Consider the following 24,829-nt stretch of genomic DNA (forward strand, 5'->3'; position numbering starts at 1 on the left):
GGTTACTTCAGGAAGTCGGGGACGTCGAGCTCGTCGTCGTCGTCGAACGCCGGGTCGGCGGCGCGACGCACGGGCGCCTCGTGCTCCTGCGTCGACCAGGACGGCGCGCTCGTAGCGGTGTCCTCGATCGCACCGGTGCCGGCCGATGCCGACGAGGCGGACGTGCCGGGCTCCGGGTCCACCCAGCTCGAGCGACGCTCCTTCTGCTGCGCACCCGGCTCGCCCCCGTCGAAGCCCGCGGCGATGACGGTCACGCGGACCTCGTCACCGAGGGTGTCGTCGATGACGGCACCGAAGATGATGTTCGCCTCGGGGTGGACGGCCTCCTGCACCAGGCGGGCGGCGTCGTTGATCTCGAAGATGCCGAGGTTCGACCCGCCCTGGATCGACAGGAGCACACCGTGTGCGCCATCGATCGAGGCCTCGAGCAGCGGCGAGGCGACGGCGAGCTCGGCGGCCTTGATGGCACGGTCCGCCCCGCGCGAGGAACCGATGCCCATCAGGGCCGAACCGGCACCCTGCATGACGCTCTTGACGTCGGCGAAGTCGAGGTTGATCAGACCCGGGGTCGTGATCAGGTCGGTGATGCCCTGGACGCCGGCGAGGAGCACCTGGTCGGCGGTCGCGAAGGCCTCGACCATCGAGATGCCGCGGTCGCTGATCTCGAGCAGGCGGTCGTTCGGCACGACGATGAGCGTGTCGACCTCGTCCTTCAGGGACGCGACGCCGTTCTCGGCCTGCGACTGGCGACGCTTGCCCTCGAAGCTGAACGGCTTCGTGACGACACCGATGGTGAGCGCGCCGATCGACTTCGCGATGCGGGCGACCACGGGTGCACCACCCGTCCCGGTGCCACCGCCCTCACCGGCGGTGACGAAGACCATGTCGGCACCCGCGAGGGCCTCCTCGATCTCCTCGGCGTGGTCCTCGGCGGCACGACGGCCCACCTCGGGGTCCGCGCCGGCGCCGAGCCCGCGGGTGATCTCGCGGCCGACGTCGAGCTTGACGTCGGCGTCGCTGAGCAGCAGTGCCTGGGCGTCGGTGTTGATCGCGATGAACTCGACGCCGCGGAGGCCGAGCTCGATCATGCGGTTCACGGCGTTCACGCCGCCGCCGCCGACGCCGACGACCTTGATGACGGCGAGGTAGTTGTGGTTCGTGGTCACGTCAGTCGGGCCTCCGGTTGAACCCTCAACCTCTACTTGAAGTTCAGGGGCAATGCTGGTAGATGTGGTGCTTCCTCGACGCTACGGGTGTGCTCCGCAGGCTGTCGCCCCGCCACGCCGCGTGTCGCCGATCGTGTCGCCGAGATTCCCGCCGTGGCGCAGTCCGCCGTCGCGGACCTCGCTCCGGTCGCCGGAGCGGACCGTCGTCACTGCGCCGGCCGGACGATGCCGTTGTCCGGCGCCGACACGTCGAACTCGACCTTGGTGTCGGGGGCCCGCGAGGCGTGGTCCGCGACGAGGGCCGCGAGCAGCGACGCCTTGGCGTCGGAGTCGTCCGGGCTCCCCCACACCACGCTCGACCCGTCGTCCAGGGTGAGCGTGACGTCGTCCGCGGTGCTCGCCCGCACGTCGGTGACCTGGCGGCGGACCGTCGAGGGCAGCGAGAGCACCACCTCGGTCATGGTCCGGAACACCGGCGAGCCGAGCTCGGCCCGCTGCACGTCGGCGACCGGCACGCCCTCCGGACGGTCCGGCGAGGACTGCACCACGATGCCGGCCGGGTCCACCAGGTCGTACGACGCCCCCGTCTGCACGGCCACGACGGGCGTCCGTTCGGTCACGGTCACCACGAGGGTGTGCGGCGGGACCTCCTCGGTCACGTAGCTCTCGATGAGCGGGAAGGCCGCGATGTCGCGCTTCACCTCGCCGAAGTCGATTCGCGCGAGCGGGGTGCCCACCTGGTCGGAGAGCGCCTGGCGCAGCGCGGTGGCGTCGACCCGCTCCGTCCCGCGGACCTCGATCGTCCGCAGGGCCATGAGCGGCGAGGTGACGGCGACCAGGATGGACGCACCGAACACGACCACCACGGCAGCCGCGGTGATCCAGGCCGCGCGCCGGTGTCGCGCACGACGCGTGAACCGGCGCACCTCGGCGCGTTCGAGCAGCCGACGGCGACGCTTCGCGACCCGTGCCTCGCGTGCGGTCTCGGCGGCGCGGACACCGGCGCCGATCGGGGTCTCGTGCTCGCCGTCGGCGGACGGCCGGGAGGCACGGTGCGCGTCGATCACGTCGGTCACGGTGGCCGCACCGGTCGTGTCGTCGTCGGTCGCGTCCGACGTCACTCCTCCGGTCGTGCCCCCGTCCGGACGTCGCGCCCCGTCACCCCGGGGTGCGGTGTCCGCACCGGGGTGCGACGAGGTCCCGCCGTCGCGGGCACCGGACGACGCGCGGCCCGCGTGGTCCTCGTCCGGGGTGTACTCGCGCAGGCGGTCGGCCACGGTCGACCAGCCGGCGCCGAGCCGGCGGCCGGCAGCGCCGGCGAGGGCGCTCGCACGCTCGCGCTGCCCCGGCGCGGACGCCGGGGTCGTCGAGGTGGCCGGGGTCGCGGGGTGCACGTCGGGGGCAGGCGCGGCGGTGGGGGCGACCGACTCGTCGACCGGCGCGGACGGGGCGGGCGCGGGGCGGGCCTCCCGGCCGGTGTCCGCTGCTCCGTGACCCGCTCGACGCGGCAGCAGGCCACGGCGCGGCCGCGGTGCCCGAGCACCGTCGGCCGGGACCTCCGGTTCCTCCGGACGCCCGTCGAAGCCCTCGGGTCGCCTCACTGCGCGCGGTCCCCGTCGCCGTCCTGGCGGAGCGCACCGAGGACCTGCGGGATGATCCGGTACACGTCACCGCAGCTCAGCGTCATGACGATGTCGCCGTCCCGGGCGACCGCGGCCGCGCGGGCGGCGGCGTCGTCCCAGTCCGGCAGGAACTCGACCTTCGACTGGTCCGCGAAGCGTTCCTGGACGAGGGCGCCGGTGACGCCGGGTTCCGGGTCCTCGCGGGCGCCGTAGACGTCGAGCACGACCGTGTGGTCGGCCAGCTCCTCGTAGACCCGGGCGAAGTCTCCGGCCATGAGCCGCGTGCGCGAGTACAGGTGCGGCTGGTGGATCGCGATGATCCGGCCGTCGCCGACGACGTTCCGCGCTGCGCGCAGCGCGGCCGCGACCTCGGTCGGGTGGTGCGCGTAGTCGTCGTAGACCGACACCCCGCGTTCGACGCCGTGCAGCTCGAACCGGCGCTCGGTGCCACCGAACGCCTCGATGCCGCGGATCGCGTCGGCGGGCTCGACCCCCAGCCCGGTGAGCACCGCGAAGGCACCCACCGCGTTGACCGCGTTGTGCCGTCCGGGAACCCGGAGCGTCATGTGGTGCTGCTGGCCGCCGGCGCGGAGGTCGACCTCGACGCTCGCGGCCTCGACGATGCGCTCGATGCGGACGTCGGCGTCGGTGGCCTCGCCGAAGGTGACGACCTCCGGGGCGTGCTCACGGGCCCGCACGCCCTCGGTCACCCGCTTCGCGCCGGCGTCGTCGCTCGACACGACGATGCGCTCGCTCGCCTTGCCGGCGAACTCGACGAACGCGTCGATGAACGCCTGCTCGCTGCCGTAGTGGTCGAGGTGGTCGGCGTCCACGTTCGTGATGAGCGCGACCGCGACGTCGTAGAGCAGGAAGGACCCGTCGGACTCGTCCGCCTCGACGACGAACAGGTCGCTGGCACCGGGAGCCGAGCTCGTGCCGAGCGCCTGGATGACGCCGCCGTTGACGAAGCTCGGGTCGAGACCGAGCTCGACCATCGCGGTGACGATCATGCCCGTGGAGGTGGTCTTGCCGTGCGCGCCGGCGACCGCGACCAGGCGGTGCTCGGCGATGAGCGCGGCGAGGGCCTGGGAGCGGTGCAGCACCGGGAGCCCGCGCCGCTGCGCCTCGAGGAGCTCGGGGTTGTCCGGCCACAGGGCGCTCGTGACCACGACGGTGTCGGCGTCACCGAGGTTCGCGGCGTCGTGGCCGACGTGCACCTCGGCGCCGAGCTCGCGCATCGTGCCGGTCGTGGCGGTCTCGCGGGAGTCGCTGCCCGTGACGCGGTGCCCGGCGGCCAGGAACATCCGTGCGATGCCGCTCATGCCGGAGCCGCCGATGCCGACGAAGTGGACCGTGCCGAGGTCGTCCGGGATCGGCTGGGTCAGGTCCGGCTTGATGGTCATCGTTCCTCCGTGGTGCTGGTGCTGGTGCGCTCCGCGCCTGGTCCGCCGGTGCGGTCCGCGCGGGGCCCGCGGCTGCGCTTCGACGCCTCGCGCACGAGGGCCGTCATCCGGTCGGCGCCGTCGCGGTGTCCGACGCTGCCCGCGCGGACCGCCATGTCGGCGATCCGGGCCCGGTCGCGCAGGATCGGCAGCAGCTGGAACGTCACCCACTCGTCCGTGAACGCCGCGTCGTCGACGAGGACCGCTCCCCCGGCACCGACGACGTCCGCCGCGTTGTGCCGCTGCTCGCCGTTGCCCACCGGGTACGGCACGAGCACGCTCGGCAGTCCGACCGCCGTGAGCTCGCACACCATGCCCGCGCCGGACCGCGACACGACGAAGTCCGACGCGGCGTAGGCCAGGTCCATCCGGTCGCAGTACGGCAGCACGTGGTAGCCGTCGAGGTCGCTCGGCCCGATGTCGGACTTGCCGCCGACGACGTGCAGGACCTGCCAGCCCGCGTCGACGATCGCCGTCGCCGAACGGTTCACGGTCGTGTTGATGCTCCGCGCGCCGGACGACCCGCCCGTCACGAGCAGGACCGGACGGTCGGGGTCGAGGCCGAACTCGGCCAGGCCCTCGGCCCGCGAGGCCCGACGGTCGAGCGACTCGATCTCCCGCCGCAGCGGCATGCCGACCACGCGGCCGTGGCGCAGGTGCGTGTTCGAGAACGTCAGGCCGACGTGCCGGGTCAGCAGTGCGGCGAGCCGGTTCGCGAGCCCCGGCTTCGCGTTCTGCTCGTGCACGACGATCGGGGTGCCGGTCCGCTTCGCGGCGATGTAGGCCGGCGCCGCCGCGTAGCCGCCGACACCGAGGACCACCTCGACGTCGTGCTCGCGGATGTACCGCTCGGTGCGCCGGACCGCGCCGAGGAAGCCACCCGGGAAGCGGAACGCGCGGGCGTCGAGCTTCCGCGGGAACGGCAGGCGCGGGATCGTCAGCAGCTCGTAGCCGCGCATCGGGACGAGCCGGGCCTCGAGCCCCTCGGCCGTGCCGAGGACGAGCACCCGGGCGTCCGGGTCCTGCTCGGTGAGCCGGTCGGCGACCGCGAGCAGCGGGTTGACGTGGCCGGCGGTGCCGCCGCCGGCGAAGAGGTAGGTGCTCACCGGAGCACTCCGTTCTGTGGTGCGAAGGTGTCGCGCGCCCCGCCGGAACGACCCTTGCCCGGGAGTTCCCGGGCGAAGGACAGCACGACGCCGATCGCCAGCAAGGTCATGATGAGGGCGGACCCACCGGCGGAGATGAGGGGCAACGGTACACCGAGCACGGGCAGCAGACCGAGCACGACCGCGATGTTGACGAGCGCCTGCCCGATGATCCACGCCATGATCCCGCCGGTGACGGTCCGCACGAACGGGTCGTCCGACTGGCGGATCACCTTGATCATGCTGACGGCAAGGACGATGAACAGGGCCAGCACGACGACGGCCCCGATGAGCCCGAGTTCCTCGCCGACGATCGCGAAGATGTAGTCGTTGTCCGCCTCGGGCAGCCACGACCACTTCGCCTTCGAGTTGCCGAGGCCGACGCCGAACACACCGCCGGACGCCAGCGCCCACATGCCGTGCACGGGCTGCCAGCACAGGTCCTGGTACTGGTTCGAGTCGGTGCAGCCGGAGAGCCACGCGTTGATGCGGTACTGCCGGGACGCCGAGGTCATCGTCACGAACGGCAGCACGACCGCCACGGCTCCGACGATGACGAGCAGGTGCTTCGCCCGGGCACCACCGATGTAGAGGGCGCCGAGCAGCAGGATGAGCATGATCATCGCGGTGCCCTGGTCACCGCCGAGGAGCACCATCCCGAGCGGCAGCACCGTCGCGATGCCGATCGGCACGAACAGCTCCTTCCACTCCCGCAGCCGGTCGCGCTTCACGTAGATGATCGCGCCGACGGCCAGGGCGATGCCGAGCTTCACGGCCTCGGACGGCTGCGCGCTGAACGAGCCGAGCCGGATCCAGTTCCGGTTGCCCTGGATCTCGATGCCGAGCGGCGTGTAGACGAGCAGCTGCAGGACCAGCGCCGCGGCGAGGATCCGCATCGCCCACTTCCGCCAGAGCCGGGCGGGGACGCGACTGGCCACGAGCATGAGCGGGACGCCGAGCACCGCGTAGAGTCCCTGCTTCGAGGCCGCGCCGAAGAAGTCGTGGGTGGCGGCGTACTCCTCGACGCTCGACGACGACAGGACCATCACCACGCCGAACACCACGAGGAACAGCGTCACGCCGAGGATCGTGTAGAACGTGCTCGACTCGGCGACGAACACGTTCTTCACCGCGACGACGGCACCCCGCGCTCGGCGGGGAGCGCCCGTGTGCTCGGTACCCGTGTGTCCGGTGCTTCCCGTCGTCCGGCCGCCGCTACGGCCGCTCGGGAGATCCGTGGTCGCCATCGGCTGTGCCTCCCAGGTGCTCGTGGACCGCCGCCGCGAACCGGCGCCCCCGGTCGGCGTAGGAGTCGAACTGGTCGAACGACGCGGCAGCCGGGGCGAGGAGGACCGTGTCGCCCGGTCGTGCGACCGAGGCGGCATGCCGGACCGCCTCGGGCATGACCTGATCAGTGTCCGTCGCCTCGACCTGCAGGACCGGGACCGACGGCGCGTGTCGCGCGAATGCCTCCAGCACCGGGGTGCGGTCCGTGCCGATGACGACGACCGCTCGCGCTCCGGGGCCGAAGCGTTCGACGAGGGCGTCGATGTCGACGCCCTTGAACTGCCCGCCGACGACCCAGACGACGGTCTCGAACGAGGCCAGGGACGCGGTCGCCGCGTGCGGGTTCGTCGCCTTCGAGTCGTCGACCCACGTGACGCCGTCGGCCGTCGCGACGTGCTCCGTCCGGTGGTGGTCGGCACGGAAGCCCTGCACCGCGGCACGGATGTGCGCGGGCTCGACGGTCGCCGCACGCGCGAGGGCGGCAGCGGCGAGGACGTTCATGGTCATGTGCGGGCTGGCGAGCCCGGCTGTCTCGAGGTCGGCCAGTGTCGCGAGCTCGAGGGCGGTGTTCCGGCGGTCCTCGGTGAACGCGCGGTCGCAGAGCACGTCGTCGACGATCCCCACGTCACCCGGGGCGGGGACGCCGGGCGTGAAGCCGACGGCGCGGCAGCCGTCGACCACGTCAGCGCCCTCGACCATGCGGCGCGTGGCCTCGTCGGAGGTGTTGTAGACGCAGGCCATCACGGTGCGTTCGTAGACCTTCGCCTTGGCGGCCCGGTACGCCTCGGCGGAACCGTGCCACTCGAGGTGGTCGTCCGCGATGTTGAGGCAGGCGCTGGCGAGCGGCACGACCGCGCCGTCGCCCGACGTCGGCATGTAGTGCAGCTGGTGGCTGGACAGCTCGACGACCAGGACGTCGAAGCCCTCGGGGTCGCGGACCACGTCGAGGACCGGTACACCGATGTTCCCGCACGCGACCGCGCGGAGCCCGGCGGCGGCGAACATCGCGGTCGTGAGCTGCGTCGTGGTGGTCTTGCCGTTCGTGCCCGTGATGGTCACCCAGGGTGCGGCGACCGGGCCGCGGACCACCTTGTCACGGACGCGCCAGGCGAGCTCGATGTCGCCCCACACGGTGCTGTGCTCGACCGACCAGCGGACCGAGGCGTTGTGCGGGGGCAGCCCGGGCGACACGACGACGACGTCCGGGGCCTGCTGCTCGAGTGCAGCCGGCACGGTGTCGAGCGGGGTGCGCTCGAACCGCGCGCCGATGACGTCGAGCAGTTCGACCGTGTCGGCCGGACCGTCCGGCGCGTACACGACCACGTCGCTGCCGAGCTCGACGAGCGTGTCGGCGACCGAGAACCCGGTCGAGCCGAGGCCGAGCACCGCGACGCGCAGTCCCTTCCAGCCCTCGGCGTGCCAGCTGTCGAGTCCTTCGAGGCGCGCGTCAGCCGACACGGGCGATCCACTCCAGGTAGAAGAGTCCGACACCGGCCGCGACGCAGAGCCCCGCGATGATCCAGAACCGGACGACGACGGTCACCTCGGCCCACCCCTTCAACTCGAAGTGGTGGTGCAGCGGACTCATCCGGAAGATGCGCTTGCCGTGGGTGATCTTGAAGTAGGCGCGCTGCAGGATGACCGACCCGGTGACGATGAAGAACAGGCCACCGATCAGGATGAGCAGCAGCTCGGTGCGGCTCAGGATCGCGAGTCCGGCCAGCGCACCACCGAGGCCGAGCGAACCGGTGTCGCCGAGGAAGATCTGCGCCGGCGACGTGTTGTACCAGAGGAACCCGATCAGACCACCGCACACCGCCGCGGCGACGACCGCGAGGTCGAGCGGGTCCGACGTGCTGTAGCAGGCGTGCGCGGTGCTCTCGTCGAGCCGGACGCCGCCGCAGATCTGGTTCGACTGCCAGAAGCCGATGATGACGTACGACCCGATCGCGAGGATGCTGGAGCCGGTCGCGAGGCCGTCCAGCCCGTCGGCGACGTTCACGCCGTTCGAGGTGGAGACGGTCAGCAGCACGATCCACGCGAGGTACAGGATCGTGCCGATCACGGTGCCGAGCACCATGAAGTCGAGCCAGGGGACGTCACGGATCGCGGAGATCATCGTCGACGCCGGGGGCTTGCCGTTGCCGGTCGGCACGACGAGCGCGATCGTGGCGAACACCACGCCGACGATGACCTGCCCGAGGACCTTCGCCCAGCCGCCGAGCCCGAGGCTCCGCTGCCGACGGACCTTCAGGAAGTCGTCGATGAACCCGACGAACCCGAGTCCGACCATCAGGAAGAGCACGAGCAGCCCGGACAGCGTCACCGAGTCGCGGCCGACCAGGTGCCCGACGAAGTAGCCGAGCACCGCGCCGAGGATCAGGACGATGCCGCCCATGGTCGCCGTGCCGCGCTTGGTGTGGTGCGACTGCGGGCCGTCGTCACGGATGAACTGGCCCCAGCCGAGCCGGTGGAAGAGCTTGATGAACAGCGGTGTGAGCAGCAGTGTGAACACCAGCGCCACGGCGCCGGCGACGAGGAGCGCGATCATTCGGTGACACCTCCGAGGCGGTCGCCGAGGAATCGCAGTTCGGCGGACTTCGAGGACTTGACGAGGACGACGTCGCCGGGGCGGACCATCTCCTGCAGGGCGTGGACGGCTGCGTCGACGTCCTCGATGTACACGGACTCGCCGTCCCACGATCCCTCGAGGGTGGCGGCCTGGTGGATCGGTGCAGCGCCGGGTCCGACGACCACGAGCTGCCCGATGTTCAGACGGACGACGAGTCGGCCGATGGTGTCGTGCTCCTCGGTCGAGAACTCGCCGAGTTCCGCCATCTCGCCGAGCACGGCGACGGAACGCTCCCCCGGGCGCACGACCTGCGCCAGGGTCCGGAGCGCGGCCGCCATCGAGTCGGGCGACGCGTTGTACGCGTCGTTGATGACGGTCACGCCCTCCGGTCCGCCCTGGAGGAGCTCCATACGCCAGCGCTCGGCCCGCGTCATCGACGCGAGCGCCTCGGCGCCGGCGGCGAGCGGCACGCCCCACAGGTGGGCGACGGTGAGCGCGGCCGACGCGTTCATCGCGTGGTGCTCGCCGAGGATGGCGAGGCGGACGTCGACGGTCTCGGGGACCGGCGACGTGCCTCCCTCGTGGTCCGCGGCGGCCTCGTCCGGGACGGGAGGCGCGGTGAGCGTGAAACGCGTGCCGCTGCGGTCCGTCTCGATGCCGGCGATGCGGTAGTCGGCACCGGCGGACGTGCCGAAGCCGACGACCCGCGCGTCGGTGATCGCGCGCATCGACGCGACCCGGTCGTCGTCCACGTTGAGCAGGGCCGTCGCGGTGGCGGGCAGGTCGGTGACCATCTCCGACTTCGCACGCTGCGTCGCCTCGATGCCGCCGAACTCGCCGGCGTGCGCGAGCCCGACCTTGAGGACGACGCCCACGTCCGGCTCGGCGATCGAGACGAGCTTCGCGATGTGGCCCGTGCCGCTCGCCCCCATCTCGACGACGAGGAACCGCGTGTCGTGGGTGATGCGGAGCATCGACACCGGGGCGCCGACGTGGTTGTTGAACGATCCCTGCGGCGCGACGGTGGCACCGTGCTGCTCGAGGATCGTGCGGAGCATGTTCTTGGTGCTCGTCTTGCCGTTCGAGCCGGTGATGCCGACGACGCGCAGGGGGGCGGGGCGACCCTGCTCGTCCGTGCGGTCGGCGCTCGAGGCGCGGACGCGTGCGACGACCTCGTGCGCGAGCGCGGCGAGGGCGGCGTACCCGTCGGACACGACGACCTGCGCGGTGGCGGCGCCGACCGGCAGCTCGACGGCACGCTCGGTCACGACCAGGGCCGCACCGGCCTCGACCGCGTTCGGCACGAAGCGGTGGCCGTCGGTCTCCTCGCCGAGCAGGGCGAAGAACACGCTGCCGGCCGCGACCAGGCGCGAATCGGTCTCGACGCTGCCGTCGACGACCTGCTCGGGGGCGCCGTGGACGAGCTCGCCGCCGATCGCGGTCGCGATCTCGGCGAGGGTCAGGGCGATCATCGGATCTCCTCCGCCGGGCCGGAGTTCGGCTCCCAGCCGGCCTCGCGGAGGGCCTGTCGGGCCTCGTCACGCGCCGAGTACGGCGTGCGGACCCCCGCGATGTCGCGGTAGTCCTGGTGACCGGGGCCGGCCCAGAGGATCGAGTCGCCCTCGCCGAGCAGGCTCACGGCCTTGCGGATCGCGGCCTCGGGCGGGCTGACCTCGTACGTCTCGTGGCCGGGGTAGGCCTCGCGCGCGGCGTCGACCAGGGTCTTCCGGATGGACGCGGCGTCCTCGAAGCGCGGGTGGTGGTCGGTGACGACGAGGATGTCGCTCCCCGCCGCGGCGACCCGGGCCATGTCGCCGCGCTTGGTCGTGTCGCGGTCGCCGTCGGCGCCGAAGAGCATGAGGACCTTGCCGGACGTGAACTGACGAACGGCCGCGAGGGTGTTCTCGAACGCGTCGGCGCTGTGGCCGAAGTCGACGTAGACGCTCGGGCCGGAGTCGCCGGAGACGCGCTCGGTCCGGCCCGGCAGGTAGCACTCGATCGCGCTGACCGGGTGCTCGTCGGTCTCGTCCGCGTAGCGGCGGTGGTTCGACCCGAGGGCGTGCGCGATGGCGCCGAGCTCGAAGCCACCCTCGACCAGCATCACGATCGCCAGCGCCGCGTTGGCCGCCATGTGCCAGCCGATCAGCGGGACGCGCGTGGTCAGCTCGCGGCCCTCGGGGCCGGTCAGGCGGAACTCGGTGTACGCGGCGCGGGCGTCGACGATGTCGACGTGCCACTCGGCTTCGACCTCGGGGTGCACCGTGATCGTCGTGACCGGGATGCGGGAGTCCTGCACCACGCGGTGACCCCAGTCGGTGTCCAGCGAGACGACGCCGCGACGGGCGTGCTCGGGCTGGAACAGCGGGAGCTTCGCCTGGTAGTACTCCTCCATGTCGGCGTAGTCGTCGAGGTGGTCGTGCGACAGGTTCGTGAACCCGGCGACGTCGAACACGATGCCGTCGACGCGGTGACGGCTCAGGGCCTGGGCGCTGACCTCCACCGCGACCGCGCGGACCTCGGACTCGCGCATGCGGGCGAGGAGTGCGTGCATCTCGCTGGCCTCGGGCGTGGTCAGGCGGCTCGTCACGCTGAGCGAGCCGATGTGGCGCTCCGCGGTCGAGCTGAGGCCGGTGACCAGGCCGAGCTGCTTGAGGATGCCCTCGAGGATGTACGACGTGCTGGTCTTGCCGTTCGTGCCCGTCGTCGCGAAGAGCTGCGGCAGGTCGGTGGCCTCGTCCGGGTGGGTGCGGTAGACCCACGCCGAGACGTCGCCGAGAGCGGCGCGCGGGTCCTCGACCACGAGCACCGGCAGGCCGGACGACTCCGCGAGGGCGACACCGTCGGCGTCGGTCAGCACCGCGACGGCACCGCGCTCGGCAGCATCGGTCGCGAACTGGGCGCCGTGGCGGTTCGCGCCGTGCACGCCGACGAAGAGGTCACCCGGCTGCACCTCGGCAGCGCTCAGCGTGACGCCCGTCGTCTCGACGGCGTCGACGGAGCCGACCACGCGCATGCCGAACGCGTTCGCGAGTTCGGCGACGCTCCTCGGGGTCGGGTGTTCGGGTCGGAGGACCGGGGGGATCCGTGCGGACAAGTGCTCCTTCTTCCTCACCACGTGGACGGGTACAGCTGCGCCTCGGCCGTGGAGGGGGCTACTCGGTACTTCTCGAGCACCTGGGACATGAGTGTGCGGAACGCCGGAGCCGCTCCGCTGGACCACTTGTTGGTCTGCGGCTTCGTGAACGTCACCGTGACAACATACTGGGGGTCCTCGGCGGGTGCCATTCCGGCCACCGACGTGATGCGCTGACCGCCGTAGCCCTTGCTGCCCTCGGCCACCTCGGCGGTACCGGTCTTCGCCGCGATGTTGTAGCCGGAGATCGGCTTCATGCCGACCAGGGTGCCGCCGGTGACCACGCTCTGCAGCATCTTCACGGTCTGGTCGGCCGCCGCCGCGGACACGACGCGCGAGCCCTGCACGTCGGGCGCGTCGATCGTCTTGCCGTCGGCCGTCGTGCAGCCCTTCACCATGTGGAGCGGGATCCGGACACCCTGGTTCGCCAGGGTCTGGAACACGCTCGCGACCTGGATCGCGGTCGTCGAGATGCCCTGTCCGAACATCGAGTTGATGTTCGTCTGCTGGTCCCAGTTCGGGCTCGCGCCGTACTGCATGCCGGGCTGGCCGGGGTACTGGATCGCCGACTCGGGCTCGAACAGGCCGAACTTCTTCATGTACTCGTACCGCTGCTGGGTCGACAGCCGCTCACCGAGCTCGGTGATGCCGACGTTCGACGAGTTCTGCAGGATGCCGGTCAGCGTCAGGTTCTCGGTCGGGTGGAACTCGGAGTCCTGGATCTTGCCGCCCCACGGGAACGATCGCGAGTACGGCACGACCGCGCGGTCCGTCGGGCTCGACTTGCCCTGGTCGATGAGCGCAGCCGCGATCGCGGCCTTGATGGTCGACCCGGGCTCGTAGGTCGAGGTCAGCGCGCGCGACCCGTAGGCACCCTTGTCCGTGGTCGCGTCGACGTCGTTCGGGTCGACCGTCGGCCAGTCGGCGACCGCGAGGAGCTCGCCGGTCTTGACGTCGACGACGGTCGCGGTCGCGGACTCCGCCTGCAGCGACTGGGCTGCGGAGGCGATCGTCTGCTGCGCCATGTACTGCAGGTCGCTGTCGATCGTCGTCTCGAGCGTGCCGCCGTCCTTGGCCTGCTCCGTCGTGCGGGTGCTGCCGGGGAGCTGCACGCCGTCCTCACCGCGCTCGTACGTCTCCGAACCGTTCTTGCCCGCCAGGCACTGGTTGTAGGAGTACTCGAGGCCGGCCTGAGCACCGTCCGTGCCCATGAAGCCGGTCAGTGCGCCGCCGGTGGCCCCCATCGGGTAGACACGCGCCGACTGCTGCTCCTTGTAGACCCAGGGGATGCCGAGTGCGACGACGGCCTCGTAGTGCTTCACGTCGAGACCCTTGACCAGGTAGGCGAAGTCGGACTTCGGATCGGCCTGGATCGCCTTCCGCATCGCCTCGGCCTCGCCCCCGGACGCCTTCGCCAGCGCCTGCAGCGCGTCGTCGACCGAGACCTTCTTGGTGCGTTCGCCGCCGAGCTTCCCGTCGAAGGCGGCGACCAGCCGCGGCGAGGTGACGATGTTGTAGCGGTTGACGCTCTCCGCCAGCTCCGTGCCGTTGCGGTCGACGATCGCGCCGCGGTCGCCGTAGATGGTGACCGGGATGCTGCGCTTGGCCTTCGACGCGTCGTTGAGGGCCGCGGCCTGCACCACCTGGATGTCGACCAGCCGGATCACGAAGACCGCGACGAGGGCGATCACGGCGATGATCACCACGCTGTAGCGCAGTCGAGGGTTGCGGATCGTCTTCGTCACGCGGTGCGGTCCTTCCCGGGTGGTGCGGCAGTCCGATCCCGCCCGCAGGTCACCGGGTGGTGGGGGCCTGGAGCGGGTTCGCGTCGGACTCTACGTCGGTGGTCGAGCCGGTCCGGCCCGACTCGCTGGCGCCTGCGCTCTTCTCAGCGTCGGACGTCGACGAGCCATCGGTGGCGGCGCTCGTGCTGCCGGCGGCCCCGGCCGCACCGCTGCTGTCGGCCGTGCTCGAGCTGCCCGCGGCCGACGACGCACCGCCGGTGGCCGTGCCGCCGTCGGTCGCGCTGGCCTTCCCGGCGCTCGGGTCGGGGCCCGCCGCGAGCGGGACCGGGTCGAGCAGCGAGTTCGGCACCTGGTTGTCACCGCTCGCGGTCGCCTCGTCCGGGGCCGCCGGGGTCGGCGTGCCGTAGACGTGGCCGGTCTTCGGGTCGAGGTACACCGGCGTGGAGTTCGCGATCATGCCCAGCGCCTTGGCGTTCCGGGCCAGGTTCTGCGGCGAATCGAGCACCCGGAGCTCCTCGGACAGCGACTGCTGCGTGCGGGACAGCTTCGTCTGCTCAGCGCCGAGTGCGTTCAGCGTGTACGCCCCCTGGCTGAGCACCATGCTGATGCCGAGCTGCGCGAGGAGCAGCACACCGAGCGCCACGACGCCGACCACCGCGTAGGCGATCTTCGGCCGTGCCCGGCGCTGGGCCTTCGACGGCGCCACCTCGACGAGCTCGGGCCGTTCCCGGCGCGGTGGGTGCGGGGCACGGGTCGGTGCGCCGACGGGGTCGACGAGTGCGAGGTTCGTGCTCATGTCACTTCCGGATCCGCTCGGCCGCGCGCAGGCGCACGGGGATGGCACGGGGGTTGGCGGCGCGTTCGGCCTCGTCGGCCAGTTCCGCGCCCTTGACGACGAGGGAGTAGGTGGGAGCGTGCTCCGGCAGCTCGACCGGCAGGCCGGCCGGAGCGCTCGAGGTCGTGCGCTCGACGAGTGCCCGCTTCACGAGGCGGTCCTCGAGCGACTGGTACGACTCGACGACGATGCGGCCACCGACCGCGATCACGTCGAGCGCGGCCGGGATCGCCCGTTCGAGCACGGCGAGCTCGGCGTTCACCTCGATGCGGAGCGCCTGGAAGACGCGCTTCGCCGGGTGTCCCTGCCGCTGCACGGCGACGGGGGTGGCGTCGTGCAGGACCTGCACCAGGTCGCCGGACATCTCGAACGGCCGCTCGGCGCGACGCTCCACGATGGCGCGGGCGTAGCGACCGGCGAGCTTCTCCTCGCCGTACCGCTGGAAGATCCTGCGGAGCTCGCCCTCGTCGTAGGTCGCGAGGACGTCGGCGGCGGTCTGCCCCTCGGTCCGGTCCATCCGCATGTCGAGCGGGGCGTCCTGGCTGTAGGCGAAGCCGCGCTCGGCACGGTCGAGCTGCAGGGAGCTGACCCCGAGGTCGAACAGGACGCCGTCGACCTGGTGGAACCCCTCGCCCTCCACCGCGTCGACGATGCCGTCGTACACGGTGTGCACGAGCCGCACGCGGTCCCCGAAGCGCGCGAGTCGCTCCCCCGCGATGCCGAGGGCGTCGGTGTCGCGGTCGAGTCCGATGAGCGTGAGCTCCGGGAAGCGCTCCAGCAGCGCCTCGGAGTGCCCGCCCATCCCGAGGGTGGCGTCGACGACGACCTTGCCCGGCCCGTCGAGAGCGGGGACGAACAGGTCGACGATGCGCTGGAGCATCACCGGCGTGTGCGGGAACTTCGGCTGGTCTTCGGCCATGTGCAGCCCCTCGGACCCCTGGGCCACGCATCCGGATCCCCATCCATGCGACCTGACACCGGGGAAGGTGTGTCAGGGCACCACGGCTGGGAGTCCCGATCCGCGGATCAGAAGATCCCCGGGATCACCTCCTCGTCGTTGTCGGCGAAGCCCTCTTCGACCTCGGCGTAGTAGGCCTCCCACGCGGGGGTCGACCAGATCTCGGCACGGTCACCGCTGCCGATGACCGTGAGGTCCCGCTCGAGCCCCGCGTACTCACGGAGGTTCTGCGGGATCGTCACGCGGTTCTGCTTGTCGGGCGTCTCCGCGCTCGCTCCGGAGAGGAACAGGCGCATGTAGTCCCGGGTGCGCTTCGAGGTCATCGGAGCCGTCCGGATGCGTTCGTGCAGTTGCTCGAACGTGTCCGCACTGAAGACCACGACGCAGCGCTCCTGCCCGCGGGTCATCACGAGCCCCCCGGACAGTTCGTCCCGGAACTTGGCGGGGAGGATCACGCGACCCTTCTCGTCGAGCTTCGGGGCATGGGTACCGAGCAGCACGTCGGGCCTCCCCTCCGCTCCACCGGACCGTTGTGTCCCCCACTTTACTCCACTTCGCTCCCCGCGGAACGGTGGGCGCTCCCGAAAGGGGTCGCCTCCCCCGTACTGGGGCGGTCCGCAGGTGCTCCCTCGGGCGCGGGAGCAGCGTGGATCCGCGGAACGACGGGCTCGTGGAGCGATGTGGAGGGCGTGGAGGGAAGTGGAGGACCTTCGCAGCAACGGGAGCGAGCGAGGGCGCGCCGGACGGGAGGCGCGACGCACGCCCGCCCCGTGCCTCCCGTCCGCTCCGCCCGTTCCTTCCCATCACGCGCGCGATTGAAAGCGGAACCGGGCGTACCAGGCGGCTCCGTCCGACCAGGTACGCCCGTTCCGATCAGGTACGCCCGCTTCGACCAGGGCCGATGCAGCCCGGGTCCGCGCCGCGCGGCCCGCGCGGCCCGCTCCGCCTGTTCCTTCCCATCACGCGCGCGATCGAGAGCGGAACCAGGCGTACCAGGTGGTTCCGCCCGACCAGGTACGCCCGAACTGACCCGCCACGCCCGAGTCAGCCAGGGTGCCCAGGCAACCTGTTGCGCCCAACGCCCCCGATGTGACCGGCGCGCCCGTTCCTTCCCATCACGCGCGCGATAGGAGGCGGAACCGGGCGTACCAGGTGATTCCGCCCGATCAGGTACGCCCGCTTCGACCAGGTACGCCCGCTTCCACCAGCGCCGGACGGGAGGCACGGCGGCCGCCCGCCCCGCGCCTCCCGTCCGCCGCGCCCGACCCACCCCCACGCCGTGCACGTTCCTGCCCATCACGCCCGGCGTGGGATGCCGATCCGCGCGAAGGAGACCCGAAGGAACGCCCTTCCACGCGCGGATCCGCCTTCCACGCGCGGATCCGCCTCCTCCGCGCGGTTCGCGCCCGCTGCGCGCGGAGCCGGACGACCGCACCCCCGGGAACGACGACGGGGCCGGTCCCGAAGGACCGGCCCCGTGGAGGCGTGTGAAGGAAGAGCCGAGCGGCTACTGCTGCCCGGGATCGTTGCGCTTGTCCCAGCGCTCGTTCATGCGGTCCATGAACGAGCCGCCCGAGGACGACGAGCGCGGGGCCCGGCCGGACGACGCCTTGCCGGCCCCGGGCGCCTTCGCCCCGGACTTCGGCATGCGCATGCCCGGACGCAGTGCGTAGAGGACACCGGCGAGCATCACGACGAAGCCCGGCAGGCCGAGCCACGGCTGCTTCACGACGAGGGCGACGATGACGATCGCGATGCCCACGAGGGCGCCCAGCACACCGATCGTGATCGACGTGTAACTGGCGCGACCCTGGCGGCGCGTGACCCGCGCCACGAAGTCGGAGTCGTTCTGGTAGAGGCTCCGCTCCATCTCTTCGAGGAGTCGCTGCTCTTGCTCCGAGAGTGGCATCTCGTTTCCCTCTTGTTCCTGGGGATGCTGTCTGGGTGACCGCTGGTGTGCCGCGTTGCCGCCGGGTTGTGGCATCGCGGAAGTGGACCGATCCTACGTCTCGACCGCTCCACTAGGGTAGGAGTCGTGGCTGAGAGTACGCGATTAGTGGACCTCGTTTCGGCACGGGTCGGCCGGGCACTCGACGAGCAGCGTGACCGGCTCCTCGCGATCAGCCCCGACCTCGCGCCGTTCGACCAGTACGCCCGGGACCTGCTCTCCGGCGGCAAGCGCTTCCGTGCGCTGTTCTGCTACTGGGGGTGGCAGTCCGTCGCCGGCCGGTCCGGGTCGTTCGACCCCCTCGCCGAGGGGTCCCGTCAGACCACCGCCGAGGCGATCGTCACGGTGGCCGCCGCGCTCGAGATCTTCCACGCAGCAGCCCTGGTGCACGACGACATCATGGACCGCTCGGACACCCGTCGCGGACGTCCCGCCGCGCACCGACGCTTCGAGTCCCTGCACGAGCAGTCCGGCTGGGTCGGCGACCGCGGTCTGTACGGCACGAACTCCGCACTGCTGCTCGGCGACGTGCTGCTCTCGCTGAGCGATGCGGTCTTCGACGAGGGACTCGCCCTCCTCGACCCGGCGCGTGCTCGGATCGTCCGCCAGGAGTTCCACACGATGCGGCTCGACGTGACCGCGGGTCAGTACCTCGACGTGCACGAGGAGACCGCCTGGCCGTCCATCGACGAGTCGGAGCACCTGGTCCGGGCACAGCGCGTCATCGTCTTCAAGTCCGCGAAGTACTCGATCGAGGCCCCGCTCGTGATCGGTGCCCTGGTCGCCGGGGCGTCCGAGGCACAGCTCGAGGGGCTGCGGTCGTTCGGCCTGCCGCTCGGCGTCGCCTACCAGCTGCGCGACGACGTGCTCGGCGTCTTCGGCGACCCGGAGGTCACCGGCAAGCCCGCCGGCGACGACCTCCGCGAGGGCAAGCGCACCGTCCTCATCGCCTCGGCCCGCAAGTCGCTGGCGCCGGGCCCGAGGCAGCTGCTCGACGAACTGCTCGGTGACCCGGACCTCGACGAGGAGCAGGTGCAGATGCTCCGTGCGACCCTCACCGAGTCCGGTGCGGTCGCCGCGGTGGAGCGTTCGATCGACCGCCACGTGCACCGCGCCAAGGCCGCGCTCGAGGCCACCCCGCTCAGCCCGTCGGCGCGCAACCAGCTGCTGTCGCTCGCCGACACGGTCAGCCGCCGCGTCGCCTAGACGCAGGTCGGAACGGACGGGAGGCACGCGGCGAGCCCGCCACGTGCCTCCCGTCCGTCGTCGTGGACGTCGATCCGGCGACCAGCGTCGCGCGGACCGCCCGACGGTCCGTCGCTGCTAGAGCAGGGACTGCGCGACGCGGCGCACCTCGGCCTTGCGGCCGGCGCGCAGTGCGGCGATCGGCGAGGTACGGAGCGCCGGCTCCTCGGAGAGCATCCAGCGGACGGCCTCGTCGTCGGAGAACCCGTTGTCGCCGAGCACGATCAGCGTGCCGCGGAGCTCCGGCAGCGGCTCGGTGTCGTCGAGGAACTCGCTCGGCACCCGGAGCACGCCGTCGACCCGGGCGGCCAGCAGGGTCTTCTGCTCGAACAGGCGGTGGATGCGCCCCGGGCTCACGCCGAGGAGGTCCACGAGGTCGGGCACCGTCAGCCAGCGCTCGGAGAGGGTCGTGTCGTCGGTGGATCCATCACTCACGCGCCCCATGTTGCCAGAGCGCGGGCCCGATCCATCGCCGTCTCGCTGATCACACGAGTCACACGCGCAACACGCGACTCTCTGGTTGACTTGGGAATCACGCCATGTCAGCGTGGAGCCACCTGTGAGTGCTCGCTGGCGCGCACGGCTCACCCAGGACAGGAGACAACCCGTGGACAACGCTGCAGACGACGCCGCCCGGCGTGCCCGATCCGCCCGGTTCGCCACCATGCCGATCGTCCTCGCCGGCACGATCGCCGTCACCGCCGGACTGACCGGCCCGGTGGCGCACGCCGAGCCCCGGCACGACGACGACGCCACGAAGAAGCGGCACGTCGACGAGGACCGGAACGTGGGACACCGCCCGGTCTTCGGCACCGCCGTCGCCCGCCCGTCGAGCACCACCGTCACCACGGTGGCCAGCGTGACGAAGGCCCCGACGACGTACACGGTGCGCCAGGGTGACACGGTCTCCGGGATCGCCGCACGCTTCGGGCTCTCAGCGCAGGAGGTCCTGGTCCGCAACGGCCTCGGCTGGAACACGATCATCCACCCCGGTCAGACCCTCCACCTCGCCTCGGCGCCCGCCGCCCCCGCTGCGGCTACCGCTGCTGCCCCGGCACCGTCCGGCACGAGCGGCAGCTACCACGTGAAGTCCGGCGACACCGTGTCGGCAATCGCTGCCCGCAACGGCGTGTCGACCTCGGCGATCCTCGCGGCGAACAACCTGTCGCAGCGCTCGCTCATCTACCCGGGCCAGACGCTGACGATCCCGCGCGCCGGGACCACGCCGGCCGCACCCGCACCCGCCGCGAGCACAGCGCCGGCCACGGCTGCGCCGGCTCCCGCTCCCGCTGCTGCGACGAGCGTGAAGATCGCCGCCGGCGACACCATCGGCGCCATCGCTGCGAAGCACGGGGTGTCGGTGAAGGCCCTCCTCGCCGCGAACGGCCTCAGCTACACGAGCACGATCTACGCCGGGAAGGTCCTGGTGCTGCCGGCCGCGACCTCGAAGCCCACGACGACCCCGACCGGCGGCGCCGTGACGACCGCGGTCGGCAGCGTCAACGGCGTCGAGCTGACCGGCGAGCAGCGGCGCAACGCAGCGACCATCGTCAGCGTCGGCCGGACCCTCGGCGTCCCCGACCGCGGCATCGTGATCGCCCTCGCGGCGGCGCTCCAGGAGTCGAGCCTGCGCAACCTGTCGCACGGTGACCGCGACTCCGTCGGCCTGTTCCAGCAGCGCCCGAGTCAGGGTTGGGGCACGACGGCGGCGCTGCAGGACCCGGCCACCGCCGCGGAACTGTTCTTCGTCGGCAACCCCGGCAAGACCCGGGGCCTGCTCGGCATCCGAGGGTGGTCGTCGATGGCCCTGACCGACGCCGCGCAGGCGGTCCAGGTCTCCGCGTACCCGAACGAGTACGCGAAGTGGGAGCAGACGGCGCGCGCGCTGCTGACCTCGCTCTGACGAGTCCGCCCCGTCGACCGACGGGTCGACTCATCCTCGAGATCGAGATTGGGTCACGGTCGGTGCGTCAGGTCGGACCGCACCGGCAGCCCTTCGTAGAATGCCGCCGATGACCACGAACGCCGCAACGGACCCGATGATCGGTCGGATGATCGACCAGCGGTACCGCGTGCGCTCGCGCATCGCCCGCGGCGGCATGGCGACCGTGTACCTCGCCACCGACGTCCGGCTCGAGCGCCGTGTCGCGATCAAGATCATGCACGGGCACCTGGCTGACGACCAGGCCTTCCGGGAGCGCTTCATCCAGGAAGCCCGCTCGGCGGCCCGGCTCTCCCACCCGAACCTCGTCGGGGTGTACGACCAGGGCGCCGAGGACGACACCGCGTACATCGTGATGGAGTACATCCCGGGCATCACGCTGCGCGACCTGCTGCAGGAGCACCGGGCCCTCACGCCGGAGCAGGCGACCGACATCCTGCGCGCCGTGCTCGCCGGCCTGGCGTCGGCGCACAAGGCCGGCATCGTGCACCGTGACCTCAAGCCTGAGAACGTGCTGCTCGCCGACGACGGTCGCATCAAGCTCGGCGACTTCGGTCTGGCCCGCGCGACGACGGCGAACACCGCGACCGGTGCGGCCCTGCTCGGGACGATCGCCTACCTGTCCCCCGAGCTCGTGACGCGCGGCGCCGCCGACTCGCGCAGCGACATCTACGCGCTCGGCATCATGCTGTACGAGATGCTCACCGGCGAGCAGCCCTACAAGGGCGACCAGCCGATGCAGATCGCCTACCAGCACGCCAACGACACGGTTCCGGTGCCGAGTGCCGCGGAAGCGGGCGTCCCGCCGGAGCTCGACGACCTGGTCGCCTGGGCCACCGCCCGCGATCCGGAGGACCGTCCTCGCGACGCCCGCGAGATGCTCGACCACATCTCGGGCAACCAGCAGCGCGCCACCGGCCAGTACCGCACGGCCGTCCTCCGCCCGGAGAACGCCACCGCGATCCTGCCCGCCGGCAGCGCCGTACCGTCCTCGGCCGATGCCGTGCGGGCCGACAGCGGCGCGCAGGACGACGCCACGCGGGTCATCGCCAGCTCGACCGGCGGCGCCCCCGCGGCACCGGGTCGTCGCGGCGCACCCGGCCCCCGCCGCACCGGGTCCCAGCCCGGAGCGCTCTCCCCCGCGGGGCAACGACTGGCCGACAAGTCCGCCAAGCGCCGGAAGCGCGGGTGGGTCCTGCTCGCGGTCGTCGTGGTGCTCGCGATCATCGCCGGGGTGGTCGGGTGGGCGCTCGGACCGGGTCCCTGGGGCAACGTGCGCATCCCCGAGGTCACCGGCAAGTCGGTGGCACAGGCGCGGCAGCTCCTCCAGGCGCAGGGCCTCGAGCCGACTGCCGGCACGGCCAGCCGCTACGACGCGGTGGTGGCCGAGGGCCAGGTCTCGACGACGAAGCCCGCGGCCGAGCGCGAGGTCCGCAAGGGCACGCCGGTGCAGATCGTCGTGTCGAACGGCCCGCGGATGATCGCCCTACCCGCGATCGTCGGGCAGCCCCTGTCGACCGTGACGGCCGCGCTCGACGACGACTTCCAGCTGCAGGACGACCAGTACGAGTTCTCCGCCGACGCACCGAAGGACACCGTGATCGCGGCGAAGGGCCTCGGCGCCGACGGGCAGACCGTCGACCTGGCGTCCGTCGGCGAGTACGCCGAGCGCGGTCCGGTCACCCTGACGGTCTCGCTCGGAGCCGTCCCCGACGTCACCGGGAAGACCCTCGACGCGGCCACCGCCGCGCTCGACGACGTCGGTCTGGTCGTCGGCGCGCAGCAGGAGCGCTACAGCGACGACGTCCCAAAGGGCCAGGTCATCTCGTCCAGCGTCGAGGACTCCCCCGCCGTCCGGGGCTCTGCCGTCGACCTCGTGCTCTCGAAGGGGCCGACGCCGATCACGCTGCCCGACGTCGCGGGCAAGACCATCGACGAGGCGACCTCCACGCTCGAGAACCTCGGCCTCGACGTGAAGGTGCCCGACTGCACGAACGTGCTCTGCCGCTTCTACGACTGGAAGTCGGCGCTCCCGGTCACCGCGACGGACCCGGTCCAGGGCTCCACCGTGTACCGCGGCGACACGATCACGCTCTCCTACGAGCAGTAGGCGCGCGACGCGTCGGGGCTCGCTCCGGTCGCGCGACGCGCCGTCGGCGGTCGTCGCGGTCGCACGACCTGCCGTGGCGCAGGAAGGTGAGCGGCAGGCCGTGCGACCGCAGCCGAGCAGGACGGACGCCGGTACGGACGGACGGGAGGCGCGGTGCCAGCCGGCACCGCGCCTCCCGTCCGTCGTGTGGTCGCGCCTACGGCCGCTGGTAGGGGTGTGCGCTGAGCTCCTCGGACACCAGGAAGGCGAGCTCGAGCGACTGCATGTGGTTGAGCCGCGGGTCGCACAGCGACTCGTACCGCGTCGCGAGGGTCGCCTCGTCGATCTGCTCGGAGCCGCCCAGGCACTCGGTGACGTCGTCGCCGGTGAGCTCGACGTGCATCCCGCCCGGGTAGGTCCCGACCTGCCGGTGGGCCTCGAAGAAGCCGAGGACCTCGTCCACGACGTCGTCGAAGCGGCGCGTCTTGTACCCGGTCGGCGTGGTGAGCCCGTTGCCGTGCATCGGGTCGGTCACCCACAGCGGGTTCGCGTCCATGCCCTTGATCGCCTCGAGCAGCTTCGGGAGCTCGTCGCGGATCTTCCCGGCACCCATGCGCGTGATGAAGGTCAGGCGCCCGGGCTCGCGCTCGGGGTCGAGCGCGTCGACCAGGGCCTTCATGTCGTCGACGCTCGTCGTCGGGCCGAGCTTCACGCCGATCGGGTTCCGCACGCGGGACAGGAAGTCCACGTGCGCGCCGTCGATGTCGCGGGTCCGCTCGCCGATCCAGATGAAGTGGCCGGAGGTGTCGTAGGCCTGACCGGAGCGCGAGTCGATCCGGGTCATCGGGCGCTCGTAGTCCATGAGCAGCCCCTCGTGCGAGGCGTAGAACTCGGTGTGCTTCAGGGCCTCGAAGTCGGCACCGCAGGCGTCCATGAAGCGGATCGCGCGGTCGATCTCCTTCGCGAGGTGCTCGTAGCGGGCGTTCGCCGGGTTGGAGGCGAAGCCCTTGTTCCACGAGTGCACCTGCCGCAGGTCGGCGAACCCGCCCTGGGTGAAGGCGCGCACGAGGTTCAGCGTCGACGCGGCCGTGTGGTAGCCCTGCACCAGGCGACGGGGGTCGGCCTCGCGGCTCTCCGGCGTGAAGTCGTAGCCGTTCACGATGTCGCCGCGGTACGCCGGCAGCGTCACATCGCCGCGCGTCTCGAAGTCGCTCGACCGCGGCTTGGCGAACTGCCCCGCCATCCGGCCCATCTTGATGACCGGCATCGACGCACCGTAGGTCAGCACGACGGCCATCTGCAGGATCGTCTTCACGCGGTCGCGGATCGAGTCCGCGGTGGCGCCCGCGAAGGTCTCGGCGCAGTCGCCGCCCTGCAGCAGGAACGCCCTGCCCTGGGCCGCCGCGGCGAGCCGTTCACGGAGCTTGTCGACCTCGCCCGCGAAGACGAGCGGCGGCAGCGTCGCGATCTCGGCGGAGGCGGCCTCGGCCGCAGCACGGTCGGGCCACGTCGGCTGCTGCTTGATCGGCAGGGTCCGCCAGTGGTCGAGGCCCTCGATCACGTCCGGATCCTGCAGGGCGACGACGTCGGTCGACTCGATCAAGGCGGTACCTCGGTGTTCTGGGTCGGGCGGGGAGCGGACGGCCTGCACGCAGGCCGGGCCGGCCGGGGCCGGAGTCCTCAGATCCTACCGTCCGCGC

Annotated in this window: 19 protein-coding genes; 3 read left to right on the forward strand and 16 right to left on the reverse strand. The window is 71.7% G+C overall.

Translation table 11 applies throughout. From position 1 onward, the window contains the following. Window positions 1-2: 2 nt before the first annotated feature. The 14 genes from ftsZ to ACIPEQ_RS03555 form a co-directional block, all read right to left on the reverse strand. Window positions 3-1,166, reverse strand: coding sequence for a cell division protein FtsZ (ftsZ, locus tag ACIPEQ_RS03490; RefSeq protein WP_126891186.1), 1,164 nt, complete (start codon window positions 1,164-1,166; stop codon window positions 3-5). Window positions 1,167-1,372: 206 nt separating this feature from the next. Then, a complete protein-coding gene (locus ACIPEQ_RS03495) occupies window positions 1,373-2,560 on the reverse strand; it encodes an FtsQ-type POTRA domain-containing protein (protein WP_402714069.1) in 1,188 nt (395 codons plus the stop codon). Window positions 2,561-2,763: 203 nt separating this feature from the next. Next, window positions 2,764-4,191: a UDP-N-acetylmuramate--L-alanine ligase gene (gene murC / locus ACIPEQ_RS03500; protein WP_402714070.1), complete on the reverse strand. Its 1,428-nt coding sequence runs from the start codon at window positions 4,189-4,191 to the stop codon at window positions 2,764-2,766. Then, the gene (locus tag ACIPEQ_RS03505) at window positions 4,188-5,336 is read right to left on the reverse strand and encodes a UDP-N-acetylglucosamine--N-acetylmuramyl-(pentapeptide) pyrophosphoryl-undecaprenol N-acetylglucosamine transferase (RefSeq protein ID WP_402714071.1); all 1,149 of its coding nucleotides are present in this window, start codon (window positions 5,334-5,336) and stop codon (window positions 4,188-4,190) included. Before ACIPEQ_RS03505 ends, murC begins: the two co-directional genes overlap by 4 nt. Next, window positions 5,333-6,505: a putative lipid II flippase FtsW gene (gene ftsW, locus ACIPEQ_RS03510; protein ID WP_402714072.1), complete on the reverse strand. Its 1,173-nt coding sequence runs from the start codon at window positions 6,503-6,505 to the stop codon at window positions 5,333-5,335. Before ftsW ends, ACIPEQ_RS03505 begins: the two co-directional genes overlap by 4 nt. An 85-nt stretch (window positions 6,506-6,590) precedes the next feature. Continuing rightward, window positions 6,591-8,120, reverse strand: coding sequence for a UDP-N-acetylmuramoyl-L-alanine--D-glutamate ligase (gene murD, locus ACIPEQ_RS03515; RefSeq protein WP_402714073.1), 1,530 nt, complete (start codon window positions 8,118-8,120; stop codon window positions 6,591-6,593). Further along, a complete protein-coding gene (gene mraY / locus ACIPEQ_RS03520) occupies window positions 8,110-9,213 on the reverse strand; it encodes a phospho-N-acetylmuramoyl-pentapeptide-transferase (protein ID WP_402714074.1) in 1,104 nt (367 codons plus the stop codon). The genes murD and mraY overlap by 11 nt, the downstream gene beginning before the upstream one ends. Beyond that, entirely contained in the window at window positions 9,210-10,706 is a 1,497-nt protein-coding gene (gene murF / locus ACIPEQ_RS03525; RefSeq protein WP_402714075.1) for a UDP-N-acetylmuramoyl-tripeptide--D-alanyl-D-alanine ligase, read from the reverse strand. The genes mraY and murF overlap by 4 nt, the downstream gene beginning before the upstream one ends. Beyond that, window positions 10,703-12,328, reverse strand: coding sequence for a Mur ligase family protein (locus tag ACIPEQ_RS03530; protein WP_402714076.1), 1,626 nt, complete (start codon window positions 12,326-12,328; stop codon window positions 10,703-10,705). The genes murF and ACIPEQ_RS03530 overlap by 4 nt, the downstream gene beginning before the upstream one ends. Before the next feature lie 14 nt (window positions 12,329-12,342). After that, entirely contained in the window at window positions 12,343-14,112 is a 1,770-nt protein-coding gene (locus tag ACIPEQ_RS03535; protein WP_402714077.1) for a peptidoglycan D,D-transpeptidase FtsI family protein, read from the reverse strand. A gap of 49 nt (window positions 14,113-14,161) precedes the next feature. Next, complete coding sequence (locus tag ACIPEQ_RS03540) at window positions 14,162-14,908, reverse strand: hypothetical protein (protein ID WP_402714078.1); 747 nt, start codon at window positions 14,906-14,908, stop codon at window positions 14,162-14,164. 1 nt (window position 14,909) lies between these two features. Then, window positions 14,910-15,866, reverse strand: coding sequence for a 16S rRNA (cytosine(1402)-N(4))-methyltransferase RsmH (gene rsmH / locus ACIPEQ_RS03545; RefSeq protein WP_354026839.1), 957 nt, complete (start codon window positions 15,864-15,866; stop codon window positions 14,910-14,912). Between the two features lie 107 nt (window positions 15,867-15,973). Next, window positions 15,974-16,405 carry a division/cell wall cluster transcriptional repressor MraZ gene (mraZ, locus tag ACIPEQ_RS03550; protein ID WP_058729729.1) on the reverse strand — a complete coding sequence of 144 codons (432 nt, stop codon included), beginning with the start codon at window positions 16,403-16,405 and terminating at the stop codon, window positions 15,974-15,976. 1,007 nt (window positions 16,406-17,412) lie between these two features. Next, window positions 17,413-17,814, reverse strand: a complete 402-nt coding sequence (locus ACIPEQ_RS03555; RefSeq protein ID WP_126890720.1) for a DUF3040 domain-containing protein — start codon at window positions 17,812-17,814, stop codon at window positions 17,413-17,415. Window positions 17,815-17,940: 126 nt separating this feature from the next. On the opposite strand from ACIPEQ_RS03555, the gene ACIPEQ_RS03560 reads away from it, so the two are divergent. Next, window positions 17,941-19,059, forward strand: a complete 1,119-nt coding sequence (locus tag ACIPEQ_RS03560; protein WP_402714079.1) for a polyprenyl synthetase family protein — start codon at window positions 17,941-17,943, stop codon at window positions 19,057-19,059. Between the two features lie 117 nt (window positions 19,060-19,176). Here ACIPEQ_RS03560 and ACIPEQ_RS03565 read toward each other — a convergent pair whose 3' ends face one another. Further along, a complete protein-coding gene (locus tag ACIPEQ_RS03565) occupies window positions 19,177-19,542 on the reverse strand; it encodes an Rv2175c family DNA-binding protein (protein WP_402714080.1) in 366 nt (121 codons plus the stop codon). Between the two features lie 163 nt (window positions 19,543-19,705). Between ACIPEQ_RS03565 and ACIPEQ_RS03570 the strand changes: the two genes are divergently transcribed. Together ACIPEQ_RS03570 and pknB are read left to right on the forward strand one after the other, a co-directional pair. Then, entirely contained in the window at window positions 19,706-21,001 is a 1,296-nt protein-coding gene (locus ACIPEQ_RS03570) for a LysM peptidoglycan-binding domain-containing protein (protein WP_402714081.1), read from the forward strand. A 109-nt stretch (window positions 21,002-21,110) separates the two neighbouring features. Beyond that, window positions 21,111-23,150: a Stk1 family PASTA domain-containing Ser/Thr kinase gene (gene pknB / locus ACIPEQ_RS03575; protein ID WP_402714082.1), complete on the forward strand. Its 2,040-nt coding sequence runs from the start codon at window positions 21,111-21,113 to the stop codon at window positions 23,148-23,150. 196 nt (window positions 23,151-23,346) lie between these two features. On the opposite strand, the gene ACIPEQ_RS03580 is transcribed toward pknB, so the two are convergent. Continuing rightward, window positions 23,347-24,690, reverse strand: a complete 1,344-nt coding sequence (locus tag ACIPEQ_RS03580; RefSeq protein WP_402714214.1) for a class II 3-deoxy-7-phosphoheptulonate synthase — start codon at window positions 24,688-24,690, stop codon at window positions 23,347-23,349. Window positions 24,691-24,829: the final 139 nt, after the last annotated feature.

It is taken from the genome of Curtobacterium sp. NPDC087080 (genome assembly GCF_044745105.1).
Taxonomy (GTDB): Bacteria; Actinomycetota; Actinomycetes; order Actinomycetales; family Microbacteriaceae; genus Curtobacterium.

Coding starts and splice junctions, on each gene's coding strand:
- murC (WP_402714070.1), bottom strand. CDS start 4,191: ATGACCATCAAGCCGGACCTGACCCAGCCGATCCCGGACGACCTCGGC.
- mraY (WP_402714074.1), bottom strand. CDS start 9,213: ATGATCGCGCTCCTCGTCGCCGGCGCCGTGGCGCTGGTGTTCACACTG.
- murF (WP_402714075.1), bottom strand. CDS start 10,706: ATGATCGCCCTGACCCTCGCCGAGATCGCGACCGCGATCGGCGGCGAG.
- ACIPEQ_RS03540 (WP_402714078.1), bottom strand. CDS start 14,908: ATGAGCACGAACCTCGCACTCGTCGACCCCGTCGGCGCACCGACCCGT.
- rsmH (WP_354026839.1), bottom strand. CDS start 15,866: ATGGCCGAAGACCAGCCGAAGTTCCCGCACACGCCGGTGATGCTCCAG.
- ACIPEQ_RS03555 (WP_126890720.1), bottom strand. CDS start 17,814: ATGCCACTCTCGGAGCAAGAGCAGCGACTCCTCGAAGAGATGGAGCGG.
- ACIPEQ_RS03565 (WP_402714080.1), bottom strand. CDS start 19,542: ATGGGGCGCGTGAGTGATGGATCCACCGACGACACGACCCTCTCCGAG.
- pknB (WP_402714082.1), top strand. CDS start 21,111: ATGACCACGAACGCCGCAACGGACCCGATGATCGGTCGGATGATCGAC.